The following is a 20,741-nucleotide window of genomic DNA, read 5'->3' on the forward strand; positions in this document are numbered from 1 at the left end:
AGCCTGCTCGCGATGGGGCCAGTCGGGACAATACAAAAAACGACTATTCCACCCGCATCTCACCACTGAACACCAAGGTGTTGCGGCAGCGCCGGCACAAATACCGTCGGCCCTGCCGCACCAGGCTATGGCGCTGCGCCGAAAACGGGAAATCACTGTCGGCGCATGGGCATTTGTAGATGTAGCGGGTCACGCTGCGGCGTTTGATTGCGTAGGTATGGCAACGATCCGGCGGCAACTCGTAAACCCCGCGCATGATCAGTTGCCACTCCTCGCCGTGCGGCTGGATGCGGTCGCCGAACAGTTGATGGGCGATCAGGTGCGCGACTTCGTGGGCCACGGTCTGCTTGAGGAAGTGTTCGGTGTTTTCCCGGTACAGCTGCGGGTTGAAGCGCAGCAGGTTCTCGTGCAGATGCGCGACTCCGGCTTTTTGCCCGCGCAGCTTGAGGCTGACGACCGGGCGTTGGAAATGACGTTTGAAAAAGGCTTCAGCGAGTTGGTAACAGTCTTCGACGCGGGTATTGAGTTGCTCGGGCATGCTTGATGGATCTCCAGAGGCGTCGAGTATGCCGCAACCTCCAGGACTTGCGAATCGCTGACCTGCCGAATGGTCATCCGCCAAACGAGAAGGCCGCCTTGCGGCGGCCTGTATTGGCAGATCTTGTTTTTCTCGGGGGTGAAGACTGTCAGTTGGTATACACCGGCCCCACGCCGAGGCCCCAGACAATCACGGTGAACGCCATGATGGCGACCAGCACCACCAGACCCACCGCCAGTACCGAGCTGGAAAACAGAAAACCCTCGTCCGACGGAATGTTCATGAACGTCGGCAGCCCCACGTACAGCAGATACACCGTGTAGCAGATGGCTGCCGTGCCGACGATCATTCCCAGCCACATGTGTGGATACAGCGCCGCCAGCCCGCCGACGAACAACGGTGTCGCGGTGTAGGTGGCAAAAGCCACGCAACGGGCCAGGCTCGGGTTGGCGTCGTAGGTGCGGGCCATCCAGTGCACAAAGGCGCCCATCACCGCGACCCCGCCGAGCATCGCCAGGTACGACATCACGGTCATCCACAGTGCGCTTTCAAAGGTCAGCATCACCGGCGCGCGGTTGCCGATCACCCAGCCGACCTGCGTGGTGCCGATAAACGCCGAAACGGCCGGAATTGCCGCCAGGATCAGCGTGTGCGTCAGGTACATGTGGCTGATGCTTTCCTCTTGGTCGCCACGGATTTCCTTCCATTCCTGATCGGGGTGGGTAAAAAGTCCCACTACGTGATGGATCATGCCAGTCACTCCTCTTGTAATTGCCATCGCCCCCCAGCGGAGCGCCTACGGGCCAAGGTGGCCGAGCAAATTCAGGTCTTCAGATGTGTGCGACCTTATGTCGCAGTATAGAAAGGTCTTAACCGCACAGGGACTAGGGGCTTAGAGCAAATCGCGCTGTAAACAGGTGGGTTAATCGCAGTTATATCTGTAGGAGTTGCCGAAGGCTGCGATCTTTTGATCCTGGTTTTTTACAATCAAAAGATCGCAGCCTTCGGCAGCTCCTACAGGGTGCGTCCGTCAGGATGCTGCGCCGCCGGTGGGTTTTTGCGTAAAATGCCCGCCTTTCGTCACACCTCACGGATTTCGCGTCATGGGCACTCTTACGGTCAACCAGAACAAACTGCAAAAGCGCCTGCGCCGCCTGGCCGGCGAAGCGGTCGCCGATTTCAACATGATCGAAGACGGCGACAAGGTCATGGTCTGCCTGTCCGGGGGCAAGGACAGCTACACCATGCTCGACGTGCTGCTGCACCTGCAGAAGGTTGCACCGATCAAGTTCGACATCGTTGCCGTGAACATGGATCAGAAGCAGCCGGGTTTCCCCGAGCACGTGCTGCCGGCCTACCTGAAAGAGCTGGGCGTCGAGTACCACATCGTCGAGAAGGACACCTACTCGGTGGTCAAGGAGCTGGTGCCGGAAGGCAAGACCACTTGTTCGCTGTGCTCGCGCCTGCGTCGCGGCACGCTGTATACCTTTGCCGACGAAATCGGTGCGACCAAGATGGCCCTCGGTCACCACCGTGACGACATCGTCGAGACGTTCTTCCTCAACATGTTCTTCAACGGCACCCTCAAGGCAATGCCGCCGAAGCTGCGCGCCGATGACGGGCGCAACGTGGTGATCCGTCCGCTGGCCTACTGCAACGAGAAAGACATCCAGGCCTACTCGGACTTCAAGGCATTCCCGATCATCCCTTGCAACCTCTGCGGTTCGCAGGAAAACCTGCAGCGTCAGGTGGTCAAGGAAATGCTTCAGGACTGGGAGCGCAAGACTCCGGGTCGAACTGAAAGCATCTTCCGCAGTCTGCAGAACGTGGTGCCGTCGCAACTGGCCGACCGCAATCTGTTCGACTTCACCAGCCTGAAGATCGACGAGACCGCGGCTTCGCGCTTCGTCAACGTCGTTAATTTGTAAACACCTTCAAATGTGGGAGCGAGCCTGCTCGCGAAAGCGGTGTGTCATTTAACTGATTTGTTGACTGACACTCCGTCTTCGCGAGCAGGCTCGCTCCCACATGGGTTTTTCGTTTTATTCAATAGGAGAGGGCATGCGCGATTACAAGTGGCTGCACGAATACTGTCTGAACCGCTTCGGTTCGGCGGCTGAACTGGAAGCCCATCTGCCCGTTCCCAAGACCCCGACGCAATTGCGCAAGATCAGCGACGATCGTTACCTCTCGACCATGGCCCTGCGCGTGTTTCGTGCCGGGCTCAAGCACAGCCTGGTGGACGCCAAGTGGCCGGCCTTCGAAGAAGTGTTTTTCAAGTTCGACCCGGAAAAAGTCGTGCTGATGAGCGCCGAACACCTCGAGCGCCTGATGCAGGACGCGCGAATCATCCGCCACCTGGGCAAGCTCAAGAGCGTGCCGCGCAATGCACAGTTCATCCTCGATGTGGAAAAGGACAAGGGCAGTTTCGGCGCGCTGATCGCCGACTGGCCGGTGACCGATATCGTCGGTCTCTGGACCTACCTGAAAAAGCACGGGAGTCAGTTGGGCGGGCTGTCGGCGCCACGCTTCTTGCGCATGGTCGGCAAGGACACCTTTGTGCCGAGTTACGACGTGGTCGCCGCGCTGAATGCACAGAAGATCGTCGACAAGGTGCCGACCAGTCTGCGCGATCTGGCGATTGTGCAGAACGCGTTCAATCAGTGGCATGAACAGAGTGGCGGGCGGCCAATGAGCCAGATTTCGATGATGCTGGCTTACACCGTCAATCATTGAATCGCTAAAAGATCGCAGCCTTCGGCAGCTCCTACATTTGGAATGCGTTCCCCTGTAGGAGCTGCCGAAGGCTGCGATCTTTTTCTATCAGGCGACGCTGATTTCACCCTCGCCAGCCAGCTTGCGATTCAACTGATACCGCCACCGCACATACAGCAGCGCCGAGCAGAACAGCGCCAGGCTCGCGGCCATCTCCAGCACGCCAAACAGTTGCCGGTTGGGGTCATACGCTGCCAATGCGCCCTTGATGAAATACAGATTCACCACAAAGCACATCCACGAGTGCGCACGCGCGTTGCCCATCAGCATGCCCGGCGCGAGGATCAGCCACGGGATCAGCTCGACCAACAGAATCACCCAAGGTCGGGCGCCATGCAGGTCGGCGAACACCAGGTAATAAGCCGCCAGCAATCCTGCCAGGCCGAAGAAGCACAGCAGGCTGATCACCCGCATCGCCCGTACACGCGGCTCCAGCCAATCAACGCTGGGCAGGACTTTCGGCTTCCGGGCCATGTCAGCTCTCCAGTTTTTGCGCGGTTTTCGCCAAGCGTGCGCCGAGTGCGCGACACAGCGCCATCTCGTGCTGGTCGAGGCCTTTTTTGCCATCGGCCCCGGCATGGTGACTGGCGCCATACGGCGTGCCGCCGCCCTGGGTTTCCAGCAGCGCCGACTCGCTGTACGGCAGGCCGGTGATCAGCATGCCGTGGTGCAACAGCGGCAGCATCATCGACAGCAGGGTGGTTTCCTGACCGCCGTGCAGGCTGGCGGTGGAGGTGAACACACCGGCCGGTTTGCCGACCAGCGCGCCGGTCAGCCACAGGTTGCTGGTGCCGTCGAGAAAGTACTTGAGCGGCGCGGCCATGTTGCCGAAACGCGTCGGGCTGCCAAGGGCGAGGCCGGCGCAGTTTTTCAAGTCATCGAGGGTAGCGTAGAGCGCACCTTCTTCCGGGATGTCCGGGGCCACTGCTTCACACTCGGCGGAGATTGCCGGCACGGTACGCAGGCGCGCTTCGAGGCCGGCCTGTTCGACACCGCGGGCAATCTGTCGGGCCATTTCGTTGGTCGAACCGTTGCGGCTGTAATACAGAACCAGAATGTACGGCGCGCTCACGGCAACAACTCCAGAATCTGCTCCGGTGGGCGACCGATAACGGCTTTGTCACCGACTTCGAGAATCGGCCGCTCCATCAGTTTCGGGTGTGCGGCGATGGCGGCGATCAGTTGCGCTTCGCTGAGGCTGCTGTCGGCCAGCTGAAGCATTTTGTATTCATCTTCTCCGCTGCGCAGCAGTTGCCGTGCGGTGATCCCCAGTTTGCCGAGCAAGGCCTTGATCTGCGCGGCGTCCAGCGGCGTTTCCAGGTAACGCACCACGTTCGGGGTCAGGCCACGGGCCTCAAGAAGTTCCAGGGCGCCGCGGGATTTCGAGCAGCGCGGATTGTGATAAAGCGTCAGATCGGTCATGGCGGGTCGCTTCTGGCGTAAAGTGGCGGCTATTCTAACTGTGCAGCGCGCAATCCAGAACCTTCAGAGGCGATGGGTCGCAGGCGCCTTCAATTTTTGACCAGGGAACATGACATGACACGGCGATTGGCAGCGGCATTGACGATGATCGGGGCGTTGATGCTGGGGGGCTGCGGCAATGACTACGGCATTGACCAGAACGGTCAGAAGGTCGCGTCCGAGCGTCTGGACAAGCAATGGGTAGTCATCAATTACTGGGCCGAATGGTGCGGCCCGTGCCGCACGGAAATTCCTGAGCTCAATCATCTGGCGGACGAACTCAAGAGCAAGAACGTCGGTGTGTTCGGGGTCAACTTCGACAACGTGCAGGGCGAAGATCTGAAGTCTGCCAGCGAGAAGCTGGGCATCAAGTTCACCGTGCTGGCGCAGGATCCGGCGGACCTGTTCGACCTGCCGCGCAGTGAGGCCTTGCCGGTGACCTACATCATCGACAACAAGGGCAAGGTGCGTGAGCAGTTGATGGGCGAGCAGACGGCGGCGGGGGTGATGGCCAAGCTGGAGGCGTTGCAGGCGACAAAGTGAGTTGAATGGACTTTTGTGGCGAGGGAGCTTGCTCCCGCTGGGCCGCGAAGCGGCCCCAAACCCTGCTGACTCGTGTCTCCGGCAACGCGCGGTTAACGATTTTTCGACTGCTGCGCAGCCGAGCGGGAGCAAGCTCCCTCGCCACGGTCAAATGGCGTTCAAAAAAAGATCGCAGCCTTCGGCAGCTCCTACAGGTTGGCACATAACCTTGTAGGAGCTGCCGCAGGCTGCGATCTTTTTTGCGGCTGAACGATCAGCCCTCTTCCAGCCACCAACGCAGCGGCTTGCCTTGCGCCGGCCAGAAACGCATCTGCTCGATCGGCGAGATGTCCCAGCGTTCGACGCCTTGCAGCGCCTGCAGGAAACGTTGTTCCTGCTCCATCAGCGCCGGTGCGCAGAGTTTGCGGGTCTTGCCGATCGGGCCGAAGCTCAGCTTGTCGCCGTCAAGTGTGTAAGGCGCGAACCAGTGGTTGCAGCCGCCATTGCCATACGCGCGGCCATCGTCACCGAGGGTCACGGTCAGATGGCTGTAATCCATCAATGGCCGCTCGCCGATCCACTCCAGAATGTAGCTGCGGTTCTGCTGCAATTGCACAGGCTCTGCGGCGCAGCCCACCAGAGCGGCACCGACCAGCAGCGGCAGGGCAAGGCGTTTCATCACGCAGGCTCCTGGCATTTCGGGCACAGATGCTTGTCGCCGACGGCTTTCCAGCCCAGCTCGGCGATGCGCGCCGTGGCGGCCGGTTTCTCGGCGATCTTGCCCAGCTTCGCGTCCACGGCGAACTCGAAGTTCAGCTCTTTGGCGCAGCTGTCACAGTTGACCTGCCAGGTGTGGATCGCCAGTTCGCCGAATACCGGGCCGGTGGTCATCGCGGTCCATTGGCCCGGCGGATTGATCAGGTGGCGCACGGAGTCGACGGTCAGGCGCATGGACAAGTCCTTGCTGCCTTTGAGGGTGACCAACAGGACGTCACCGTTGCGGATCGAGCCACCGTTGCCGGTGACCTGATAGCGGCCCGGTACGAGGGCGCGGCATTCGGTCAGGGTATGTTGCGGGTTCATCAGGGTATAGCGGAAATCGTGTTCGACCATGGGTCCTCCAAATCTGCGCGACATGCTAGCACGGGCTTGATTGCAGGATGGCGTACGTGTGCGACCTTCGATCCGGTTCAAATCGGCTGGCGCTCATGGCAAACTGCCGCCCTTCACTCTGAGGGAACGGACATGGCGCTGATCGAATGTTATGAATGCAAGCGGAGCATCAGCTCGGAAGCAAAGGCGTGCATTCATTGTGGTGCTCCGATGGCGCAGCAGCACGAGCACACACCGGCGCAAGCCGCCGCGACGATTTCATTTGGCAGCCTGCCGCGCAACAAATCGGTGCCCGAGGCGTTTATCCCGCCAGCCGCCCCTGAGCCCGCGCCGCGAGTTTCACCGGCGGCGGTCGGTCGCCGCCGTCGGCAACCGGAACCCGCACCTCAACCTCAAGCCAACGCCGACGGTTCGCGTCCGGTGGAAGGCTGGTTGAAGATCATGGTGTTTCTGTTGCCGATGGTCTTTGTCTGGTTCCTGCTGCGTAACGGCCACTCGATGAAGCAGCGCTTTTTCGGTTTTGGCTGGCTGGCGCTGTTGATCCTGGCTTCGTCGCTGTCGCCGAAGTAAACCGGCAGGCCTTCAACCTTCGACCTGGTTCTGCGGCGCGCCTGCGGCCCAGGTCGCGATGTTGTGCAGGGTGGTCGCGGCAATCGCGCCCAGCGCCTCATGGGTCAGAAACGCCTGATGCGCGGTGATGATCACGTTCGGGAAGGTCAGCAGCCGCGCCAGCACGTCGTCCTGCAACGGCAAATCGCTGCGATCCTCGAAAAACAGCTGCGCCTCCTCTTCATACACATCCAGTCCCAGATAGCCCAGTTGACCGTCCTTCAGGGCGTCGATCAGCGCCGGCGTGTCCACCAGACCGCCGCGTCCGGTGTTGATCAGCATCGCCCCGGGTTGCAGGTGCGCCAGTGATTCGCGGTTGATCAAGTGTTTGCTCTGGGCGTTGAGCGGGCAGTGCAGGCTGATGATTCGCGACTGCGCGAGCAGTTCTGGCAGGCTCAGGTAACGTGCGCCCAAGGCCACCACCTCAGGGTTCGGGTACGGATCGTAGGCCAGCAACTGACAGCCGAAACCGTGCATGATTTTCGCGAACGTCGCGCCGATCTGCCCGGTGCCGACAATCCCGACCGTCTTGCCCACCAGATCGAAACCGGTCAGGCCGTGCAGGGTGAAATCGCCTTCGCGGGTGCGGTTGTAGGCGCGGTGCAGGCGTCGGTTAAGCGCCAGAATCAACGCCACCGCATGCTCGGCCACCGCATGCGGCGAGTAGGCCGGGACCCGCACCACGGCCAGTCCGAGGCGTTTTGCGGCGAGCAGGTCGACATGGTTGTAGCCCGCCGAACGCAGGGCGATCAGCCGCGTGCCACCGGCGGCGAGGCGCTCCAGCACCGGTGCACTGAGGTCATCGTTGATGAAGGCGCAGACCACCTCATGCTGATCGGCCAGGGCAGCGGTGTCGAGACTGAGCCGGGCCGGCTGAAAGTGCAGTTCCATCCCGGTCGGGCAGGCGGCAGCGAGGAAGCTGTCGCGGTCGTAGGTCTGGCTGCTGAAAACGAGCGTGCGCATGAATTCCTCCTGGAGCGGGGTGGCGAGTCAGCGTTGACGGCCACCACTTTAACGGCGGATGCCGCTGCCGGCATTGCCGTGGATCAGGCGCTGATCCTGGCTTGGGTCGCGAGGCGATTGATCGCCCGCTCCAGTTCTTCCAGCGCCACCACTGCTTTCGGATCGCCCTGTTTGAGCAGGGTTTCACTGCGCTGACAGGCCGCGCGCAATTGCGGCACGCCACAATATCGGGTCGCGCCGTGCAGGCGATGCACGCGCTCGATCAATGCGTTCTGGTCACGGGCTTCGCTGGCGGCGCGAATCGCTTCGCGGTCGGCTTCCAGCGAGGCGAGCAGCATGGCCAGCATGTCCGCCGCCAGGTCTGCTTTTCCAGCAGCCAGACGCAGGCCTTCCTCGTGGTCGAGCACCGGCAGTTCGCTGCTGCCCGCGGCGCTGTCGCTGGCCCGCTCCGTCCCCTGATTGCGCAAGGCCAGACCGGTCCATTTCAGCACCACTTGCGCCAGTTGCCGTTCGCTGATCGGTTTGGTCAGGTAGTCATCCATGCCGCTTTGCAACAGGGCGCGTTTTTCGTTGGCCATGGCGTGGGCGGTGAGGGCGACGATCGGCAGCGGCGTGCAATGCCGTTCGCTTTCCCACTGGCGGATGGTTTCGGTGGTCTGGCGTCCGTCCATGCCCGGCATCTGCACGTCCATCAACACCAGATCGAAGGATTCGCTCTGCACCGCTTTGACCGCCGCATAGCCGCTTTCCACCGCAAGCACCTTGGCGCCCATGTCTTCGAGCAGAGTCTGCACCAGCAACAGGTTGGCCGGGTTGTCGTCGACGCACAGCACTTTCGGCGCGCGGCTCGACAGCGGTTCGCCCGGCTCGTTGCGCGGCTGGCGCGGGTTGGCCAGATCCGCCAGCGCCCGACGCAATTTGCGCGTGCAGGCCGGTTTCGCCTGGAGCTGACTGTGCGGGTTGGGCACCGAGAGATGGAACAGCGTCTGCTCGGTGGTCGGGCACAACACCAGCACCTTGCAGCCCAGATGTTCCAGATCCCAGATATGCTGGTTCAGGCGTTCCGGGAGCATGTCGTTGCTGGTGATACCGAGCACCGCAAGGTCGATGGCCTGATCGGTCTGGTGCGCGCCAGTGACGCCGTTGGTCAGGCTCTCCAGCGTATTGAACGGCGTGACGTCGAGGCCGCAGTCTTCCAGTTGATGCTGCAGCGCCTGACGCGCCAGTTCGTGACTTTCCAGCACCGCCACGCGCCGTCCGAGCAGCGGCGGGGCCGGCAGGTCTTCGGTGTCGTCGCGGGCTTTCGGCAGGCTCAGGCTGATCCAGAATTCCGAGCCTTCGCCCGGGGTGCTGTCGACGCCGATTTCGCCGCCCATCTGTTCGATCAGGCGCTTGGAAATCACCAGACCCAGACCGGTGCCGCCGGGCTGGCGCGACAGCGAGTTGTCGGCCTGACTGAAGGCTTGGAACAACGCGCGCACATCCTGACTCGACAGGCCGATGCCGGTGTCCTGAATGCTGATGCGCAATTGCACGCTGTCTTCGTGTTCCTCTTCAAGCATGGCGCGGGCGACGATGGTGCCTTCGCGGGTGAACTTGATCGCGTTGCTGACCAGGTTGGTGAGGATCTGCTTCAAGCGCAGCGGGTCGCCGACCAGTGACAGCGGGGTGTCGCGATAGACCAGACTCACCAGCTCCAATTGCTTGGCGTGAGCCGCCGGGGCCAGGATGGTCAGGGTGTCCTGCAACAGGTCGCGCAGGTTGAACGGGATATGGTCGAGCACCAGTTTGCCGGCCTCGATCTTCGAGAAATCGAGGATCTCGTTGATGATCCCGAGCAGGCTGTCGGCGGACTTTTCGATGGTGCCCAGATAGTCGAGCTGGCGCGGGGTCAGCTCGCTTTTCTGCAACAGATGCGTGAAACCGAGAATGCCGTTGAGCGGCGTGCGGATCTCGTGGCTCATGTTGGCGAGGAACTCGGATTTGATCCGGCTCGCTTCCAGTGCCTCTTTGCGCGCCAGGTCCAGTTCGATGTTCTGGATCTCGATGGTTTCCAGATTCTGCCGCACGTCTTCGGTGGCCTGATCGACACTGTGCTGCAATTCTTCGCGGGCATTCTGCAGCGTGCCGGCCATGCGGTTGATGCCCGAGGCCAACTCGTCCAGCTCCTGACTGCCGAGCGGTGGCAGGCGGGTTTCCAGATGACCGTCCTTGAGCTGGGCGACCGCGTGTTTGATCTGGCTCAGCGGGCGGTTGATGGTGCGGCCCATGCGCAATGCGAGCAGGGCCGCGCCGGCAAGGCCCGCGGCAATCAGCAGCAGGCTGGCAAACAGGCTGCGATAACCGCGCAGCAGCATGCCGTTGTGCGACAGCTCCAGTTCGACCCAGCCGAGCAGGCGCTCGGACTCTTGCGGAATCACGTCGCCGGCGAGGTTGCGATGCTTGCCGAACACCGGCATCAGGTAACGGGTAGCGTCATTGCCGCTGCGTCGTTGCAGTTGCGCACTGTCGCCGCTGGGCGCCTGATTGAGCATGGTCGGGCCGGCGTGCGCCAGCGGTGTGCGGTCGGGGGCGAGGAAGGTGACGGCGCGCACGTCAGGCTGTTCGAGAGACTGAGTGGCAATGCGTTCCAGCAGATCGGTGTTGCCTTGGCCCATGGCGGGCGCCACCAGCGGCGCCAGTTGCTCGGCGATCATTTCACCGCGCTGCATCAATTGGGTCTGCAGGTCGGATTGTTGCATCCAGGTGAAATAGCCCCCGAGGACCAACGCCATCAGGCTGGTCGGCAACAGGGTCAGCAACAATACGCGACCTTTGATTCCCAGTTTCTTGAGCACACCCATCTCCTGCATCCCGCTGAACTGTTGACTCGCACGTGCGTCCGGCACGCGACATTGGCGCAGTGTAGCGATTTGCAGGCAGGCAATCTTCGTAAAAATCATCTCGGCATCGGTCAGCAGGGCGCGGTTCGTTTGTCCGGCCGGTCAACCTTGGGTTGCCCGATGGCGGGCAATCTTGAATAATCGGCCAACTGAGAATTATTTGCAGATACTCATGACTCCTGTTTCCGCCGACCTGCCACGCATTCTTGCCATCGAGGACGACCCGGTGCTGGGCGCCTACGTTCACGAACATCTGGGCCGTAGCGGCTTTGCGGTGACCTGGTGCCAGAACGGTCAGGAGGGGCTGAACATCGCGCGTCACCAGCCGTTCGACGTGGTGCTGATGGACATTCTGTTGCCGGGACTCGATGGCCTGAAGGTGCTGACGCAATTGCGCCAGAGCCATTCGACGCCGGTGTTGCTGATGTCGGCGCTGGGCGCCGAGGCCGATCGCATCAGCGGCTTTCGTCTGGGCGCCGATGATTACCTGCCCAAGCCGTTCAGCATGGCCGAGTTGCATGTGCGCATCGAGGCGATCCTGCGCCGGGTGGCGCTGGATCGGCGCCCGGCAGCGATTGCACCGGCTGCGATCCACGGCGCGCTGCGCTTCGACGATGAGCAATGCGAGGTCTTCTATAACCAGCAAGCCGCCGGCCTGACCCGCAGCGAATATCGCTTGCTGGAAACCCTCAATCGCAACGACGAAGAAGTGCTGAGCAAGGCCTTCCTTTATCAGCACGTTTTGCAGCGCGGCTACGCGGCCCACGACCGCAGTCTCGACATGCACATCAGCCAGATCCGCCGCAAACTCAAAGCCATCGGTTACGCCGAACGGGAAGTGCGCACGGTGTGGGGCAAGGGTTATGTGCTGAGTGCGCCCGATGAAAGTCTCTGACCTGCCGGGGCGGCATTCGCTGTTCTGGAAACTGGCGTGTCTGCTGGTAGCGTTCTGTCTGCTGATGATCTGGCTCAGTTGGTCGTGGGGCCGCTACATGGAAGAGCGCAACCAGTTCCTCTCCGACGAGGCGCGCGGCACGCTGAGCCGCTATGCCGGCGAAGCCGAACGGGCATGGCAGCGTGGTGAGCGTGACGGGGTCGATAACTGGTTGCAGAGCATGGAGTTGCGCGAGGCCGCCTGGGTCGGGGTGATCGATCGCAATCTGCAGTCGTTGAGCAGCGATCCGTTGAATGAACAGGAAATCCAGCACCTGACCTTTCTGCGCGGCCTCGACTGGCCGATCCACAAGCAAGGCCGGCCATGGCTGCGCGTACCGTTTCCGCAGAATCCGTCTGCCGGCAGTCTGGTGATCGAGTTGCCCGAGCGCTTCCTGCCGGGGAAATACCGGATGTTCTGGCGGGTGATCACCAACGGGGTGATTCCGGGGCTGTTCACTTTGTTGCTATGTGTCGGCCTGTATCGCTTGCTGGTGGTGCCGCTGAACAATTTGCGCGAGCAGGCCAACGCCTGGCGCGCCGACCAATTGAATGTGCGTCTGTCGAGCGGTATCACTCAGCGCCCGGACGAACTCGGCGAGCTGGCGCGGGCTTTCGATTCAATGGCCGAACGCCTGCAATCCACGGTCGCCCTGCAACAGCAGCTGCTGCGCGACCTGTCCCATGAACTGCGTACGCCGCTGAGTCGTCTGCGGGTGGCCAGTGAAAGCGAGCAGGATCTGCGGCAACTGCGCGAGCGCATCGGCCGTGAAGTCGACGGCATGCAACGGCTGGTGGAAGACACCCTGCAACTGGCGTGGCTCGACACCGAGCGTGCGCCGCTGCCGAACGAGGCGATCCAGATTCAGGCGCTGTGGGAAATGCTCACCGACAATGCCTGTTATGAAAGCGGCTGGCCGAGCCTGCAATTGCAGTGTGCGGTACCGTCGTCGTGCTGGGTGCGCGGCAATCTCAACACCCTGGCGCAAGCGCTGGAAAACATTCTGCGCAACGCCATTCGTCATTCGCCCGAGGGCGGCATCGTGCGCCTCGATGGGCGGCGTGACGGCGATCACTGGCATTTGTGGCTGGAGGATCAGGGCGGCGGTGTGGCCGAGGGCGATCTGCAACGGATCTTCTTGCCCTTCACCCGCCTCGACGGCTCACGTCCGGGGGATGGCGGGTTTGGACTGGGGCTGAGCATTGCGAGGAATGCGGTGCAACGGCAGGGTGGGATGTTGTGGGCGGAGAATGCCGGGGCGGGGTTGCGGCTGAATTTGCGCTTGGTGGCGGATGATGGTGTCGCGTCGACTGAAGCTATCGCGAGCAGGCTTGCTCCCACAGTGGATGTGGGTCGTCCGCAGATTGTATGAATAGCAAACGCCACCTGTAGGAGTGAGCTTGCTTGCGATGGGGAATTTCGCTTCACCGCTGTCAGCCAGTGCGGGAGGGTTCTCGTATTTTTGTACGACCTTTCCTAAAGGAGTTTATCGACGTTTTCACCCGTCCTTGACCGTTTATTCTCGGGGCTCCGCTCGTCCTCAAGGAACTGGTCATGATTACAACCGACATCCCCGGCAATACCTCCGATAACCGGTTCAATGAAGTACTGGCGCTGATTCAGAGCGCCAGGCAGCAAGCCGTGCAGGCAGTAAATACGCAGTTGATCGAGTTGTACTGGCAGGTGGGGGGTTACATCAGCCGCAAGATGGAGATGGCTGAGTGGGGCGATTCGGTTATCAGTCAGTTAGCTAAACATCTGACCGAGACACAGCCGGGGTTGCGCGGGTTTACCCGGCCAAACCTGTTTCGCATGCGCCAGTTCTACGATACATACCGCAGCGACTCAATTGTCTCACCACTGGTGAGACAATTGCCTTGGACTCATAACATGATCATTCTGAGTCAAAGCAAACACCCGGAAGAGCGCGAGTTCTATCTGCGCATGGCGATTCAGGAAAAGTGGTCAAAGCGCGAACTCGAACGCCAGCTCAAGGCTGCGCTCTTCGAACGCAGCATCACCCAGCCCGCAAAGACTTCTGCTGTACTCAAACAGACACATCCCGCTGCGCTCGAGATTTTCCGTGACGCCTACATGGTCGAATTTCTCGATCTGCCCGGCGTACACGCCGAAACCGATCTGCATCAAGGTTTGCTGGGGCGACTGAAGGAGTTTCTGATCGAGTTGGGGCGCGATTTCTGCTTCGTCGGCTCGGAGTATCCGGTACAAGTTGGCGGCCGTGATTTCGCCCTTGATCTGCTGTTCTTCCATCGTGGGCTCAACTGTCTTGTCGCCATCGAGCTCAAGGTCGGACGTTTTGAACCTGAATATCTGGGCAAGCTGAATTTCTACCTTGAAGCGCTGGATCGCGGTGTTCGCAAACCTCACGAGAATCCGGCCATCGGCGTATTACTTTGCGCCAGCAAGGAGGACGAGGTCGTCGAGTACGCCCTCAACCGCAGCTTGTCTGCGGCGCTGATCGCGGAATATCAGGTGCAGTTGCCAGACAAACAATTGCTGCAAGCCAAATTGCACGAGTTCTATGCCATGAATGTCGCAGGGGAAGAGGAAGGCTGAGTCATCTGCTTATTCCCAGAAACCATAAGCACCGCACTTTGCGTGATATGGCCTGTGAACGTTTGCCGGTATGATAGGCGCCCCCGCACGTCTGGATTGCGAATACGCCATGACCCTGCAGTACCCAACCATCGCCGATTGCGTCGGCAACACTCCGCTGGTGCGTTTGCAGCGCCTGCCCGGTGCCACCAGCAACACCCTATTGCTCAAGCTCGAAGGGAACAACCCGGCGGGTTCGGTCAAGGATCGTCCGGCGCTGTCGATGATCACCCGTGCCGAACTGCGCGGGCAGATCCATGCCGGCGACACGCTGATCGAAGCGACCTCGGGCAACACCGGGATTGCGCTGGCCATGGCCGCCGCGATCAAGGGTTACAAGATGATCCTGATCATGCCGGACAACTCCAGCGCCGAGCGCAAGGCGGCGATGACCGCTTACGGTGCCGAGCTGATTCTGGTCAGTCAGGAAGAGGGCATGGAAGGTGCTCGCGATCTTGCCCAGCGCATGGAAGCCGAAGGCCGTGGCAAGGTGCTCGATCAGTTCGCCAACGGCGACAATCCTGAAGCGCACTACACCACCACCGGCCCGGAAATCTGGCGTCAGACCCAGGGCACCATCACCCATTTCGTCAGTTCGATGGGCACCACCGGCACCATCATGGGCGTCTCGCGCTACTTGAAAGAGCAGAGCGACAGCGTGCAGATCGTCGGTCTGCAACCGATGGAAGGCTCGGCCATTCCCGGCATCCGTCGCTGGCCGCAGGAATACCTGCCGAAGATCTATCAGGCCGACCGCGTCGACCGTATTGTCGATATGGCGCAAAGCGAAGCCGAAGACGTCACCCGGCGTCTGGCCCGCGAAGAAGGCATCTTCTGTGGTGTGTCCTCCGGCGGTGCGGTGGCAGCGATGCTGCGTCTGTCCAAAGAAGTTGAAAACGCGGTGATCGTCGCGATCATCTGCGACCGTGGCGACCGTTATCTGTCGACCGGCATTTTCGACGCGCCCAACTGATGGCCAAGCACGAGAGAGGCCTGCGCTTCCAGCCCACTGGCGGCAGCAAGGCCGCGCAAATCCCGACCGGCAAAAAGCAGCGCTTGAACATCGAGCGCCTGGCCAATGACGGTCGCGGCATTGCGTTTTTCGAAGGCAAAACCTGGTTCGTCCTCGGCGCCCTCGCCGGTGAAGAAGTCGAGGCGCGTGTGCTCGGTACCCACGGCAAAGTAGTCGAGGCGCGCACCGAACGCGTGTTCAAGGCCAGCGAGTTGCGTCGTCCGGCAGCCTGTCAGCACGCCGGCCGCTGCGGCGGTTGCAGCGTGCAACACTTGCCCCACGCCGAACAGCTTGCCCTGAAACAGCGCATGCTCGCCGAGCAATTGTCGAAGGTTGCCGGGGTCGCGCCTGACGAATGGGCTGCGCCGTTGACCGGCCCGGAATTCGGCTATCGCCGCCGCGCGCGGATCGCCGTGCGCTGGGACATGAAAGCGAAGCAGCTCGAAGTCGGTTTTCGCGCCGCCGGCAGCCAGGACATCGTCGCCATCAATGAATGCCCGGTGCTGGTACAGCCCTTGCAACCGATCATGACCCGTTTGCCGGAGATGCTCCGTCGTTTGAGCAAACCGCAGGCGCTGGGGCATGTCGAGTTGTTCAGTGGTTCATCGTTGGCGGTGTTGTTGCGACACATGGCGCCACTGTCCGAGGCCGACCTGACGATCCTCAAGGATTTCTGCCAGTTCCATGCAGCGCAACTGTGGCTGCAGGGCGAAGGCGAGCCGCAACCGGTGGATGCCACGCAGTCGCTGGGTTATCGACTGGAGCAGTGGAATCTGGAACTGGCCTGGCGGCCGGGGGATTTCATTCAGGTCAACGCCGGGGTCAATGAGGCCATGGTCGCGCAGGCGCTGGACTGGTTGAAGCCGACCGGTGACGAGCGCGTACTCGACCTGTTCTGCGGTCTGGGCAACTTCGCCTTGCCGCTGGCCAAAAGTGTGCGTGAAGTGGTGGCGGTGGAGGGCGTGCAGACCATGGTCGACCGTGCCGCTGCAAACGCTGCCAGCAACAATTTGCATAACACAAAGTTTTTTCAAGCCGATTTATCCCAGCCTTTGACCGATGCTCAGTGGATCGGAAACGGCTTTTCTGCGGTACTCTTGGACCCACCGCGTGACGGTGCTTTCGAGGTGGTGCGCAAGCTCGCGACCCTGGGTGCCAAACGGTTGGTATATGTGTCGTGCAACCCTGCAACTCTGGCGCGCGATACGGTCGAATTGATCAAGCAGGGCTACCGGTTAAAACGTGCCGGGATTCTCGATATGTTTCCTCAAACGGCACATGTCGAGGCCATGGCGTTATTTGAAGCGAGCCAGGATGGCTCGTCTGAATCCGTCTGATCTGTCCGGGCGGCGCTCGCTTTAGCCCCGCGAGCGCATACGGGCGTTGAGGGTCAGCGATTTGACGCATTGAATCTGCGTCGTAGGGAAGGTAAAGCAGCATGGTACAGGTGAGAGCACACCAGCCGATCAACACTGACGGCAGTATCAATCTCGAGGCTTGGCTCGATCACGCGGTCAGTGTCGACATGGCACTGGATCGCGAAGCCTTGAAAGAAGCCTGCGAGTTCGCTCGCGAGGCCGAACAACAGTCCAATGCCAAGAAGAATCTGTGGGCCGAAGGCTCTGGCAGTTTCAGCACGGGACTGGAGATCGCCGAGATCCTCGCCGACCTCAAGCTCGATCAGGATTCGCTGGTCGCGGCGGTGCTGTATCGCGGCGTGCGCGAAGGCCAGATCGAGCTCGCGGCCGTCGGCCAGCGCTTCGGCCCGGTGGTGGCCAAACTGATCGACGGCGTGCAGCGAATGGCGGCGATCAGTGCCAGCCTCAGCCCGCGTCAGTCGATGGTGATGGGCACTCAGGGCCAGGTGGAAAACCTGCGCAAGATGCTCGTGGCGATGGTCGACGACGTTCGCGTCGCGCTGATCAAACTGGCCGAACGTACCTGCGCCATTCGTGCGGTGAAAACCGCTGACGACGAAAAGCGTAACCGCGTCGCCCGGGAAGTCTTCGATATCTATGCGCCGCTCGCGCACCGACTCGGTATCGGTCATATCAAGTGGGAACTGGAGGACTTGTCCTTCCGTTACCTGGAACCCGATCAATACAAACAGATTGCCAAGCTGCTCCATGAACGGCGGCTGGACCGTGAGCGTTTCATCAGCGATGTGATGACCCAGCTCAAGGACGAATTGCAGGCCACCGGCGTCGACGCCGACATCAGCGGCCGGGCCAAACACATCTATTCGATCTGGCGCAAAATGCAGCGCAAGGGGCTGGAGTTCAGCCAGATCTACGACGTGCGCGCCGTGCGCGTGCTGGTGCCGGAAATGCGCGACTGCTACACCGCGCTCGGCATCGTCCACACCCTGTGGCGGCACATCCCGAAAGAATTCGACGACTACATCGCCAACCCGAAAGAGAACGGCTACCGCTCGCTGCACACAGCGGTAATCGGTCCCGAAGGCAAGGTGCTCGAAGTGCAGATCCGTACGCACTCGATGCACGAAGAAGCCGAGCTCGGCGTCTGCGCGCACTGGCGCTACAAGGGCACCGACGTCAAATCCGGCTCCAACCACTACGAAGAGAAAATCTCCTGGCTGCGTCAGGTGCTCGAGTGGCACGAAGAGCTGGGCGATATCGGTGGTCTGGCCGAACAGCTGCGGGTCGATATCGAACCGGATCGGGTGTACATCTTCACCCCGGACGGTCATGCCATCGATTTGCCGAAAGGCGCGACGCCGCTGGACTTCGCCTACCGCGTGCACACCGAAATCGGTCACAACTGCCGTGGCGCGAAGATCAATGGGCGGATCGTACCGCTCAACTACAGCCTGCAGACCGGTGAGCAGGTCGAGATCATCACCAGCAAGCACGGTACGCCAAGCCGCGACTGGCTGAACCCGAACCTGGGTTACGTCACCACCTCGCGGGCGCGGGCGAAGATCGTTCACTGGTTCAAGTTGCAGGCCCGTGACCAGAACGTCGCGGCCGGTAAAACCCTGATCGAGCGCGAACTCAATCGCCTCGGTCTGCCGGCGGTGGATTTCGACAAGCTGGCCGAAAAGGCCAACATGAAAACCGCCGAAGACATGTTCGCCGCTCTCGGTGCCGGCGACCTGCGTCTGGCGCAACTGGTCAACCTCGCACAGCAACTGGTCGAGCCGGAACGCGGCAACGAACAGCTGGAGCTGATCCCGCGCAAGGCCACTGGCTACAAGCCGGGCAAGCGCGGCGACATTCAGATCCAGGGTGTCGGCAACCTGATGACGCAGATGGCAGGCTGCTGCCAGCCGCTGCCGGGCGACGCGATTGTCGGCTACATCACCCAGGGCCGCGGCGTGAGCATTCACCGCCAGGACTGCGCTTCGGTGCTGCAACTGGCCGGCCGCGAGCCGGAGCGGATCATCCAGGTCAGCTGGGGCCCGGTGCCGGTGCTCACCTATCCGGTGGACATCGTCATCCGCGCCTACGACCGTTCCGGTCTGCTGCGTGACGTCTCGCAGGTGCTGCTCAATGAGCGGATCAACGTGCTGGCGGTCAATACCCGCTCGAACAAGGAAGACAACACCGCGCTGATGTCGCTGACCATCGAGATCCCGGGGCTGGATGCGCTGGGGCGCTTGCTGGGACGGATTTCGCAGTTGCCGAACATCATCGAGACGCGGCGTAACCGTACCCCGTGATGTCGTTTTTCTGTGGGAGCGAGCCTGCTCGCGAAGAGGGTGTGTCAGTCGACAAGGTTGTCGCAGACACACCGCTTTCGCGAGCAGGCTCGCTCCCACAATGGTTTTGTGGTGAGACAGAAAATGATGTACAGCCTTGAAGACCTGCTCCACCTGATGAACCGACTGCGTGACCCGCAGTACGGTTGCCCGTGGGACATCAAGCAAACCTACGCGACCATCGTCCCGCACACCCTCGAAGAAGCCTACGAAGTGGCCGACGCCATCGAGCGTGGCGACTTCGATCACTTGCAGGGCGAGCTGGGTGATCTGCTGTTTCAGGTGGTCTATTACAGCCAGTTGGCCAAGGAAGAAGGGCGCTTCGAATTCGCCGGGGTGATCGACAGCATCACCCGCAAGCTGATCCGCCGTCATCCGCACGTGTTTCCCACCGGTGATCTGTACGCGCCGCTGGATGTGCCGCGCCTGAGCGAAGAACAGGTCAAGCAGCGCTGGGAGGAGATCAAGGCCGAAGAACGCGCCGAGAAATCTGCCGCGCCCGAGCAGCTGTCACTGCTCGATGACGTGCCGGCCACGTTGCCGGCACTGTCGCGTTCGGCCAAGTTGCAAAAGCGTGCCGGGCAGGTCGGTTTCGACTGGCCTGATGCATTGCCGGTGCTGGACAAGGTGCGCGAAGAGCTCGACGAAGTGCTCGAAGCCATGTCCGAAAACGATCCGCAAGCAGTGGCCGAGGAGATCGGCGATCTGCTGTTTTCCGTGGTCAATCTGGCCCGGCACCTGAAGGTCGATCCGGAAACCGCGCTGCGTGGCGCCAACGCCAAGTTTGAAAGACGTTTCCGTTTTATCGAACAGGCATTGCGCGACACCCGTCGTCCCATGGAAGATTGCACCCTCGAAGAGTTGGACGCCCTGTGGGGTGAAGCCAAACGCCAGGAAAAGAATCTGCCCAGCTGCGGCTGAGCCGTTGCCCAAGTGAGTAAGCATTAATGAGCCTTTCCCTTCGCGACCAGTTGCTCAAAGCAGGCCTGGTCAATCAAAAGCAGGCCAAACAGGTCAGCAAAGACAAGCAGAAGCAACAGCGTCTGGCCCACAAAGGGCAGGCCGAGCTGGATGATTCGCAGCAGCGCGCCGCCCAGGAAGCCATGGCCGAGAAGGTCAAGCGCGACCAGGAACTGAACCGTCAGCAGCAAGAGAAAGCCGAGGCCAAGGCCCGTGCCGCGCAGGTCAAGCAGTTGATCGAAGTCTCGCGTCTGCCGAAGCTGACCACCGAGGACTACTACAACTTCGTCGACGACAAGAAGGTCAAGCGCATCTCGGTCAACACGCTGATGCGCAACAAGCTCAGCAGCGGCTCGCTGGCGATCGTGCACCATGCCGGTGGTTATGAAGTGATCCCCCGTGAAGCCGCCCTGAAGATCCAGGAGCGCGACCCGCAGCGTATCGTGCAGCTCAACGTGCAGACCGAAGAGGTCAATGCCGAGGACGATCCGTACGCGGCCTACCAGATCCCGGATGACCTGATGTGGTAAACCGATAAGGCTGTAACAACACAACTGTGGCGAGGGAGCTTGCTCCCGCCGGGGCGCGAAGCGGCCCTTGTTTTTGAAACAGGGCCTGCTGCGCAGTCCAGCGAT

General features: G+C 61.2%; 21 protein-coding genes. 12 read left to right on the forward strand and 9 right to left on the reverse strand.

The annotated features are described in order from the left end of the window. Window positions 1-43: 43 nt before the first annotated feature. Together BW33_RS14500 and BW33_RS14505 are read right to left on the reverse strand one after the other, a co-directional pair. Window positions 44-538, reverse strand: coding sequence for a SprT family zinc-dependent metalloprotease (locus BW33_RS14500; RefSeq protein WP_003227192.1), 495 nt, complete (start codon window positions 536-538; stop codon window positions 44-46). A gap of 148 nt (window positions 539-686) precedes the next feature. Then, a complete protein-coding gene (locus BW33_RS14505; RefSeq protein ID WP_047599701.1) occupies window positions 687-1,289 on the reverse strand; it encodes a Yip1 family protein in 603 nt (200 codons plus the stop codon). A 352-nt stretch (window positions 1,290-1,641) separates the two neighbouring features. Here BW33_RS14505 and ttcA point away from each other — a divergent pair, with 352 nt between their 5' ends. Both ttcA and BW33_RS14515 read left to right on the forward strand, forming a co-directional pair. Next, on the forward strand, window positions 1,642-2,466 hold the full coding sequence (gene ttcA, locus BW33_RS14510; protein ID WP_047599702.1) for a tRNA 2-thiocytidine(32) synthetase TtcA: 825 nt from the start codon (window positions 1,642-1,644) through the stop codon (window positions 2,464-2,466). 133 nt (window positions 2,467-2,599) lie between these two features. Further along, window positions 2,600-3,274 (forward strand): DNA-3-methyladenine glycosylase I, encoded by a 675-nt coding sequence (locus tag BW33_RS14515; protein WP_047599703.1) that lies wholly within the window; start codon window positions 2,600-2,602, stop codon window positions 3,272-3,274. Between the two features lie 87 nt (window positions 3,275-3,361). Here the strand turns inward: BW33_RS14515 and BW33_RS14520 are convergent, their stop codons facing one another. Genes BW33_RS14520 through arsC form a run of 3 tightly spaced genes read right to left on the reverse strand, consistent with a single transcriptional unit; the run spans window position 3,362 to window position 4,735 of the window. Continuing rightward, window positions 3,362-3,787, reverse strand: a complete 426-nt coding sequence (locus tag BW33_RS14520) for a DUF2069 domain-containing protein (RefSeq protein WP_047599704.1) — start codon at window positions 3,785-3,787, stop codon at window positions 3,362-3,364. 1 nt (window position 3,788) lies between these two features. Continuing rightward, a complete protein-coding gene (gene wrbA, locus BW33_RS14525) occupies window positions 3,789-4,385 on the reverse strand; it encodes an NAD(P)H:quinone oxidoreductase (protein WP_047599705.1) in 597 nt (198 codons plus the stop codon). Beyond that, window positions 4,382-4,735 (reverse strand): arsenate reductase (glutaredoxin), encoded by a 354-nt coding sequence (gene arsC / locus BW33_RS14530; RefSeq protein WP_047599706.1) that lies wholly within the window; start codon window positions 4,733-4,735, stop codon window positions 4,382-4,384. The genes wrbA and arsC overlap by 4 nt, the downstream gene beginning before the upstream one ends. A 114-nt stretch (window positions 4,736-4,849) precedes the next feature. Between arsC and BW33_RS14535 the strand changes: the two genes are divergently transcribed. After that, window positions 4,850-5,317 (forward strand): TlpA disulfide reductase family protein, encoded by a 468-nt coding sequence (locus tag BW33_RS14535; RefSeq protein ID WP_047599707.1) that lies wholly within the window; start codon window positions 4,850-4,852, stop codon window positions 5,315-5,317. A gap of 253 nt (window positions 5,318-5,570) precedes the next feature. On the opposite strand, the gene BW33_RS14540 is transcribed toward BW33_RS14535, so the two are convergent. After that, the gene (locus tag BW33_RS14540) at window positions 5,571-5,975 is read right to left on the reverse strand and encodes an META domain-containing protein (RefSeq protein ID WP_047599708.1); all 405 of its coding nucleotides are present in this window, start codon (window positions 5,973-5,975) and stop codon (window positions 5,571-5,573) included. Continuing rightward, on the reverse strand, window positions 5,975-6,409 hold the full coding sequence (locus BW33_RS14545; RefSeq protein WP_047599709.1) for a hypothetical protein: 435 nt from the start codon (window positions 6,407-6,409) through the stop codon (window positions 5,975-5,977). Before BW33_RS14545 ends, BW33_RS14540 begins: the two co-directional genes overlap by 1 nt. Window positions 6,410-6,541: 132 nt before the next feature. Here BW33_RS14545 and BW33_RS14550 point away from each other — a divergent pair, with 132 nt between their 5' ends. After that, window positions 6,542-6,979, forward strand: coding sequence for a hypothetical protein (locus BW33_RS14550; protein ID WP_047599710.1), 438 nt, complete (start codon window positions 6,542-6,544; stop codon window positions 6,977-6,979). A 12-nt stretch (window positions 6,980-6,991) separates the two neighbouring features. Here the strand turns inward: BW33_RS14550 and BW33_RS14555 are convergent, their stop codons facing one another. Both BW33_RS14555 and BW33_RS14560 read right to left on the reverse strand, forming a co-directional pair. Then, window positions 6,992-7,981 (reverse strand): 2-hydroxyacid dehydrogenase, encoded by a 990-nt coding sequence (locus BW33_RS14555; RefSeq protein ID WP_047599711.1) that lies wholly within the window; start codon window positions 7,979-7,981, stop codon window positions 6,992-6,994. A gap of 83 nt (window positions 7,982-8,064) precedes the next feature. Next, the gene (locus BW33_RS14560; protein ID WP_047599740.1) at window positions 8,065-10,818 is read right to left on the reverse strand and encodes a response regulator; all 2,754 of its coding nucleotides are present in this window, start codon (window positions 10,816-10,818) and stop codon (window positions 8,065-8,067) included. Window positions 10,819-11,035: 217 nt separating this feature from the next. Between BW33_RS14560 and BW33_RS14565 the strand changes: the two genes are divergently transcribed. The 8 genes from BW33_RS14565 (at window position 11,036) to BW33_RS14600 (ending at window position 20,636) form a co-directional block, all read left to right on the forward strand. Beyond that, complete coding sequence (locus BW33_RS14565) at window positions 11,036-11,758, forward strand: response regulator transcription factor (protein WP_047599712.1); 723 nt, start codon at window positions 11,036-11,038, stop codon at window positions 11,756-11,758. Further along, on the forward strand, window positions 11,745-13,169 hold the full coding sequence (locus BW33_RS14570) for a sensor histidine kinase (protein ID WP_047599713.1): 1,425 nt from the start codon (window positions 11,745-11,747) through the stop codon (window positions 13,167-13,169). Before BW33_RS14565 ends, BW33_RS14570 begins: the two co-directional genes overlap by 14 nt. Before the next feature lie 182 nt (window positions 13,170-13,351). Next, the gene (locus tag BW33_RS14575) at window positions 13,352-14,374 is read left to right on the forward strand and encodes a PDDEXK nuclease domain-containing protein (protein WP_047599714.1); all 1,023 of its coding nucleotides are present in this window, start codon (window positions 13,352-13,354) and stop codon (window positions 14,372-14,374) included. Window positions 14,375-14,483: 109 nt separating this feature from the next. Continuing rightward, window positions 14,484-15,386, forward strand: a complete 903-nt coding sequence (gene cysM / locus BW33_RS14580) for a cysteine synthase CysM (RefSeq protein ID WP_026000780.1) — start codon at window positions 14,484-14,486, stop codon at window positions 15,384-15,386. Beyond that, complete coding sequence (rlmD, locus tag BW33_RS14585; RefSeq protein ID WP_047599715.1) at window positions 15,386-16,762, forward strand: 23S rRNA (uracil(1939)-C(5))-methyltransferase RlmD; 1,377 nt, start codon at window positions 15,386-15,388, stop codon at window positions 16,760-16,762. The genes cysM and rlmD overlap by 1 nt, the downstream gene beginning before the upstream one ends. A gap of 101 nt (window positions 16,763-16,863) precedes the next feature. Further along, window positions 16,864-19,107, forward strand: a complete 2,244-nt coding sequence (gene relA / locus BW33_RS14590; RefSeq protein ID WP_007968720.1) for a GTP diphosphokinase — start codon at window positions 16,864-16,866, stop codon at window positions 19,105-19,107. 126 nt (window positions 19,108-19,233) lie between these two features. Beyond that, the gene (gene mazG, locus BW33_RS14595; protein WP_047599741.1) at window positions 19,234-20,067 is read left to right on the forward strand and encodes a nucleoside triphosphate pyrophosphohydrolase; all 834 of its coding nucleotides are present in this window, start codon (window positions 19,234-19,236) and stop codon (window positions 20,065-20,067) included. Window positions 20,068-20,093: 26 nt separating this feature from the next. Beyond that, complete coding sequence (locus BW33_RS14600) at window positions 20,094-20,636, forward strand: DUF2058 domain-containing protein (RefSeq protein ID WP_007968960.1); 543 nt, start codon at window positions 20,094-20,096, stop codon at window positions 20,634-20,636. Window positions 20,637-20,741 lie beyond the last annotated feature (105 nt).

The sequence above is a fragment of the Pseudomonas sp. RIT288 genome (genome assembly GCF_000631985.1).
Lineage (GTDB): Bacteria > Pseudomonadota > Gammaproteobacteria > Pseudomonadales > Pseudomonadaceae > Aquipseudomonas.

Coding starts and splice junctions, on each gene's coding strand:
- BW33_RS14575 (WP_047599714.1), top strand. CDS start 13,352: ATGATTACAACCGACATCCCCGGCAATACCTCCGATAACCGGTTCAAT.
- BW33_RS14550 (WP_047599710.1), top strand. CDS start 6,542: ATGGCGCTGATCGAATGTTATGAATGCAAGCGGAGCATCAGCTCGGAA.
- cysM (WP_026000780.1), top strand. CDS start 14,484: ATGACCCTGCAGTACCCAACCATCGCCGATTGCGTCGGCAACACTCCG.
- BW33_RS14570 (WP_047599713.1), top strand. CDS start 11,745: ATGAAAGTCTCTGACCTGCCGGGGCGGCATTCGCTGTTCTGGAAACTG.
- relA (WP_007968720.1), top strand. CDS start 16,864: ATGGTACAGGTGAGAGCACACCAGCCGATCAACACTGACGGCAGTATC.
- BW33_RS14545 (WP_047599709.1), bottom strand. CDS start 6,409: ATGGTCGAACACGATTTCCGCTATACCCTGATGAACCCGCAACATACC.
- BW33_RS14535 (WP_047599707.1), top strand. CDS start 4,850: ATGACACGGCGATTGGCAGCGGCATTGACGATGATCGGGGCGTTGATG.
- BW33_RS14600 (WP_007968960.1), top strand. CDS start 20,094: ATGAGCCTTTCCCTTCGCGACCAGTTGCTCAAAGCAGGCCTGGTCAAT.
- mazG (WP_047599741.1), top strand. CDS start 19,234: ATGTACAGCCTTGAAGACCTGCTCCACCTGATGAACCGACTGCGTGAC.
- rlmD (WP_047599715.1), top strand. CDS start 15,386: ATGGCCAAGCACGAGAGAGGCCTGCGCTTCCAGCCCACTGGCGGCAGC.
- BW33_RS14555 (WP_047599711.1), bottom strand. CDS start 7,981: ATGCGCACGCTCGTTTTCAGCAGCCAGACCTACGACCGCGACAGCTTC.
- BW33_RS14540 (WP_047599708.1), bottom strand. CDS start 5,975: ATGAAACGCCTTGCCCTGCCGCTGCTGGTCGGTGCCGCTCTGGTGGGC.
- BW33_RS14500 (WP_003227192.1), bottom strand. CDS start 538: ATGCCCGAGCAACTCAATACCCGCGTCGAAGACTGTTACCAACTCGCT.
- BW33_RS14515 (WP_047599703.1), top strand. CDS start 2,600: ATGCGCGATTACAAGTGGCTGCACGAATACTGTCTGAACCGCTTCGGT.
- BW33_RS14565 (WP_047599712.1), top strand. CDS start 11,036: ATGACTCCTGTTTCCGCCGACCTGCCACGCATTCTTGCCATCGAGGAC.
- ttcA (WP_047599702.1), top strand. CDS start 1,642: ATGGGCACTCTTACGGTCAACCAGAACAAACTGCAAAAGCGCCTGCGC.
- BW33_RS14520 (WP_047599704.1), bottom strand. CDS start 3,787: ATGGCCCGGAAGCCGAAAGTCCTGCCCAGCGTTGATTGGCTGGAGCCG.
- BW33_RS14505 (WP_047599701.1), bottom strand. CDS start 1,289: ATGATCCATCACGTAGTGGGACTTTTTACCCACCCCGATCAGGAATGG.
- arsC (WP_047599706.1), bottom strand. CDS start 4,735: ATGACCGATCTGACGCTTTATCACAATCCGCGCTGCTCGAAATCCCGC.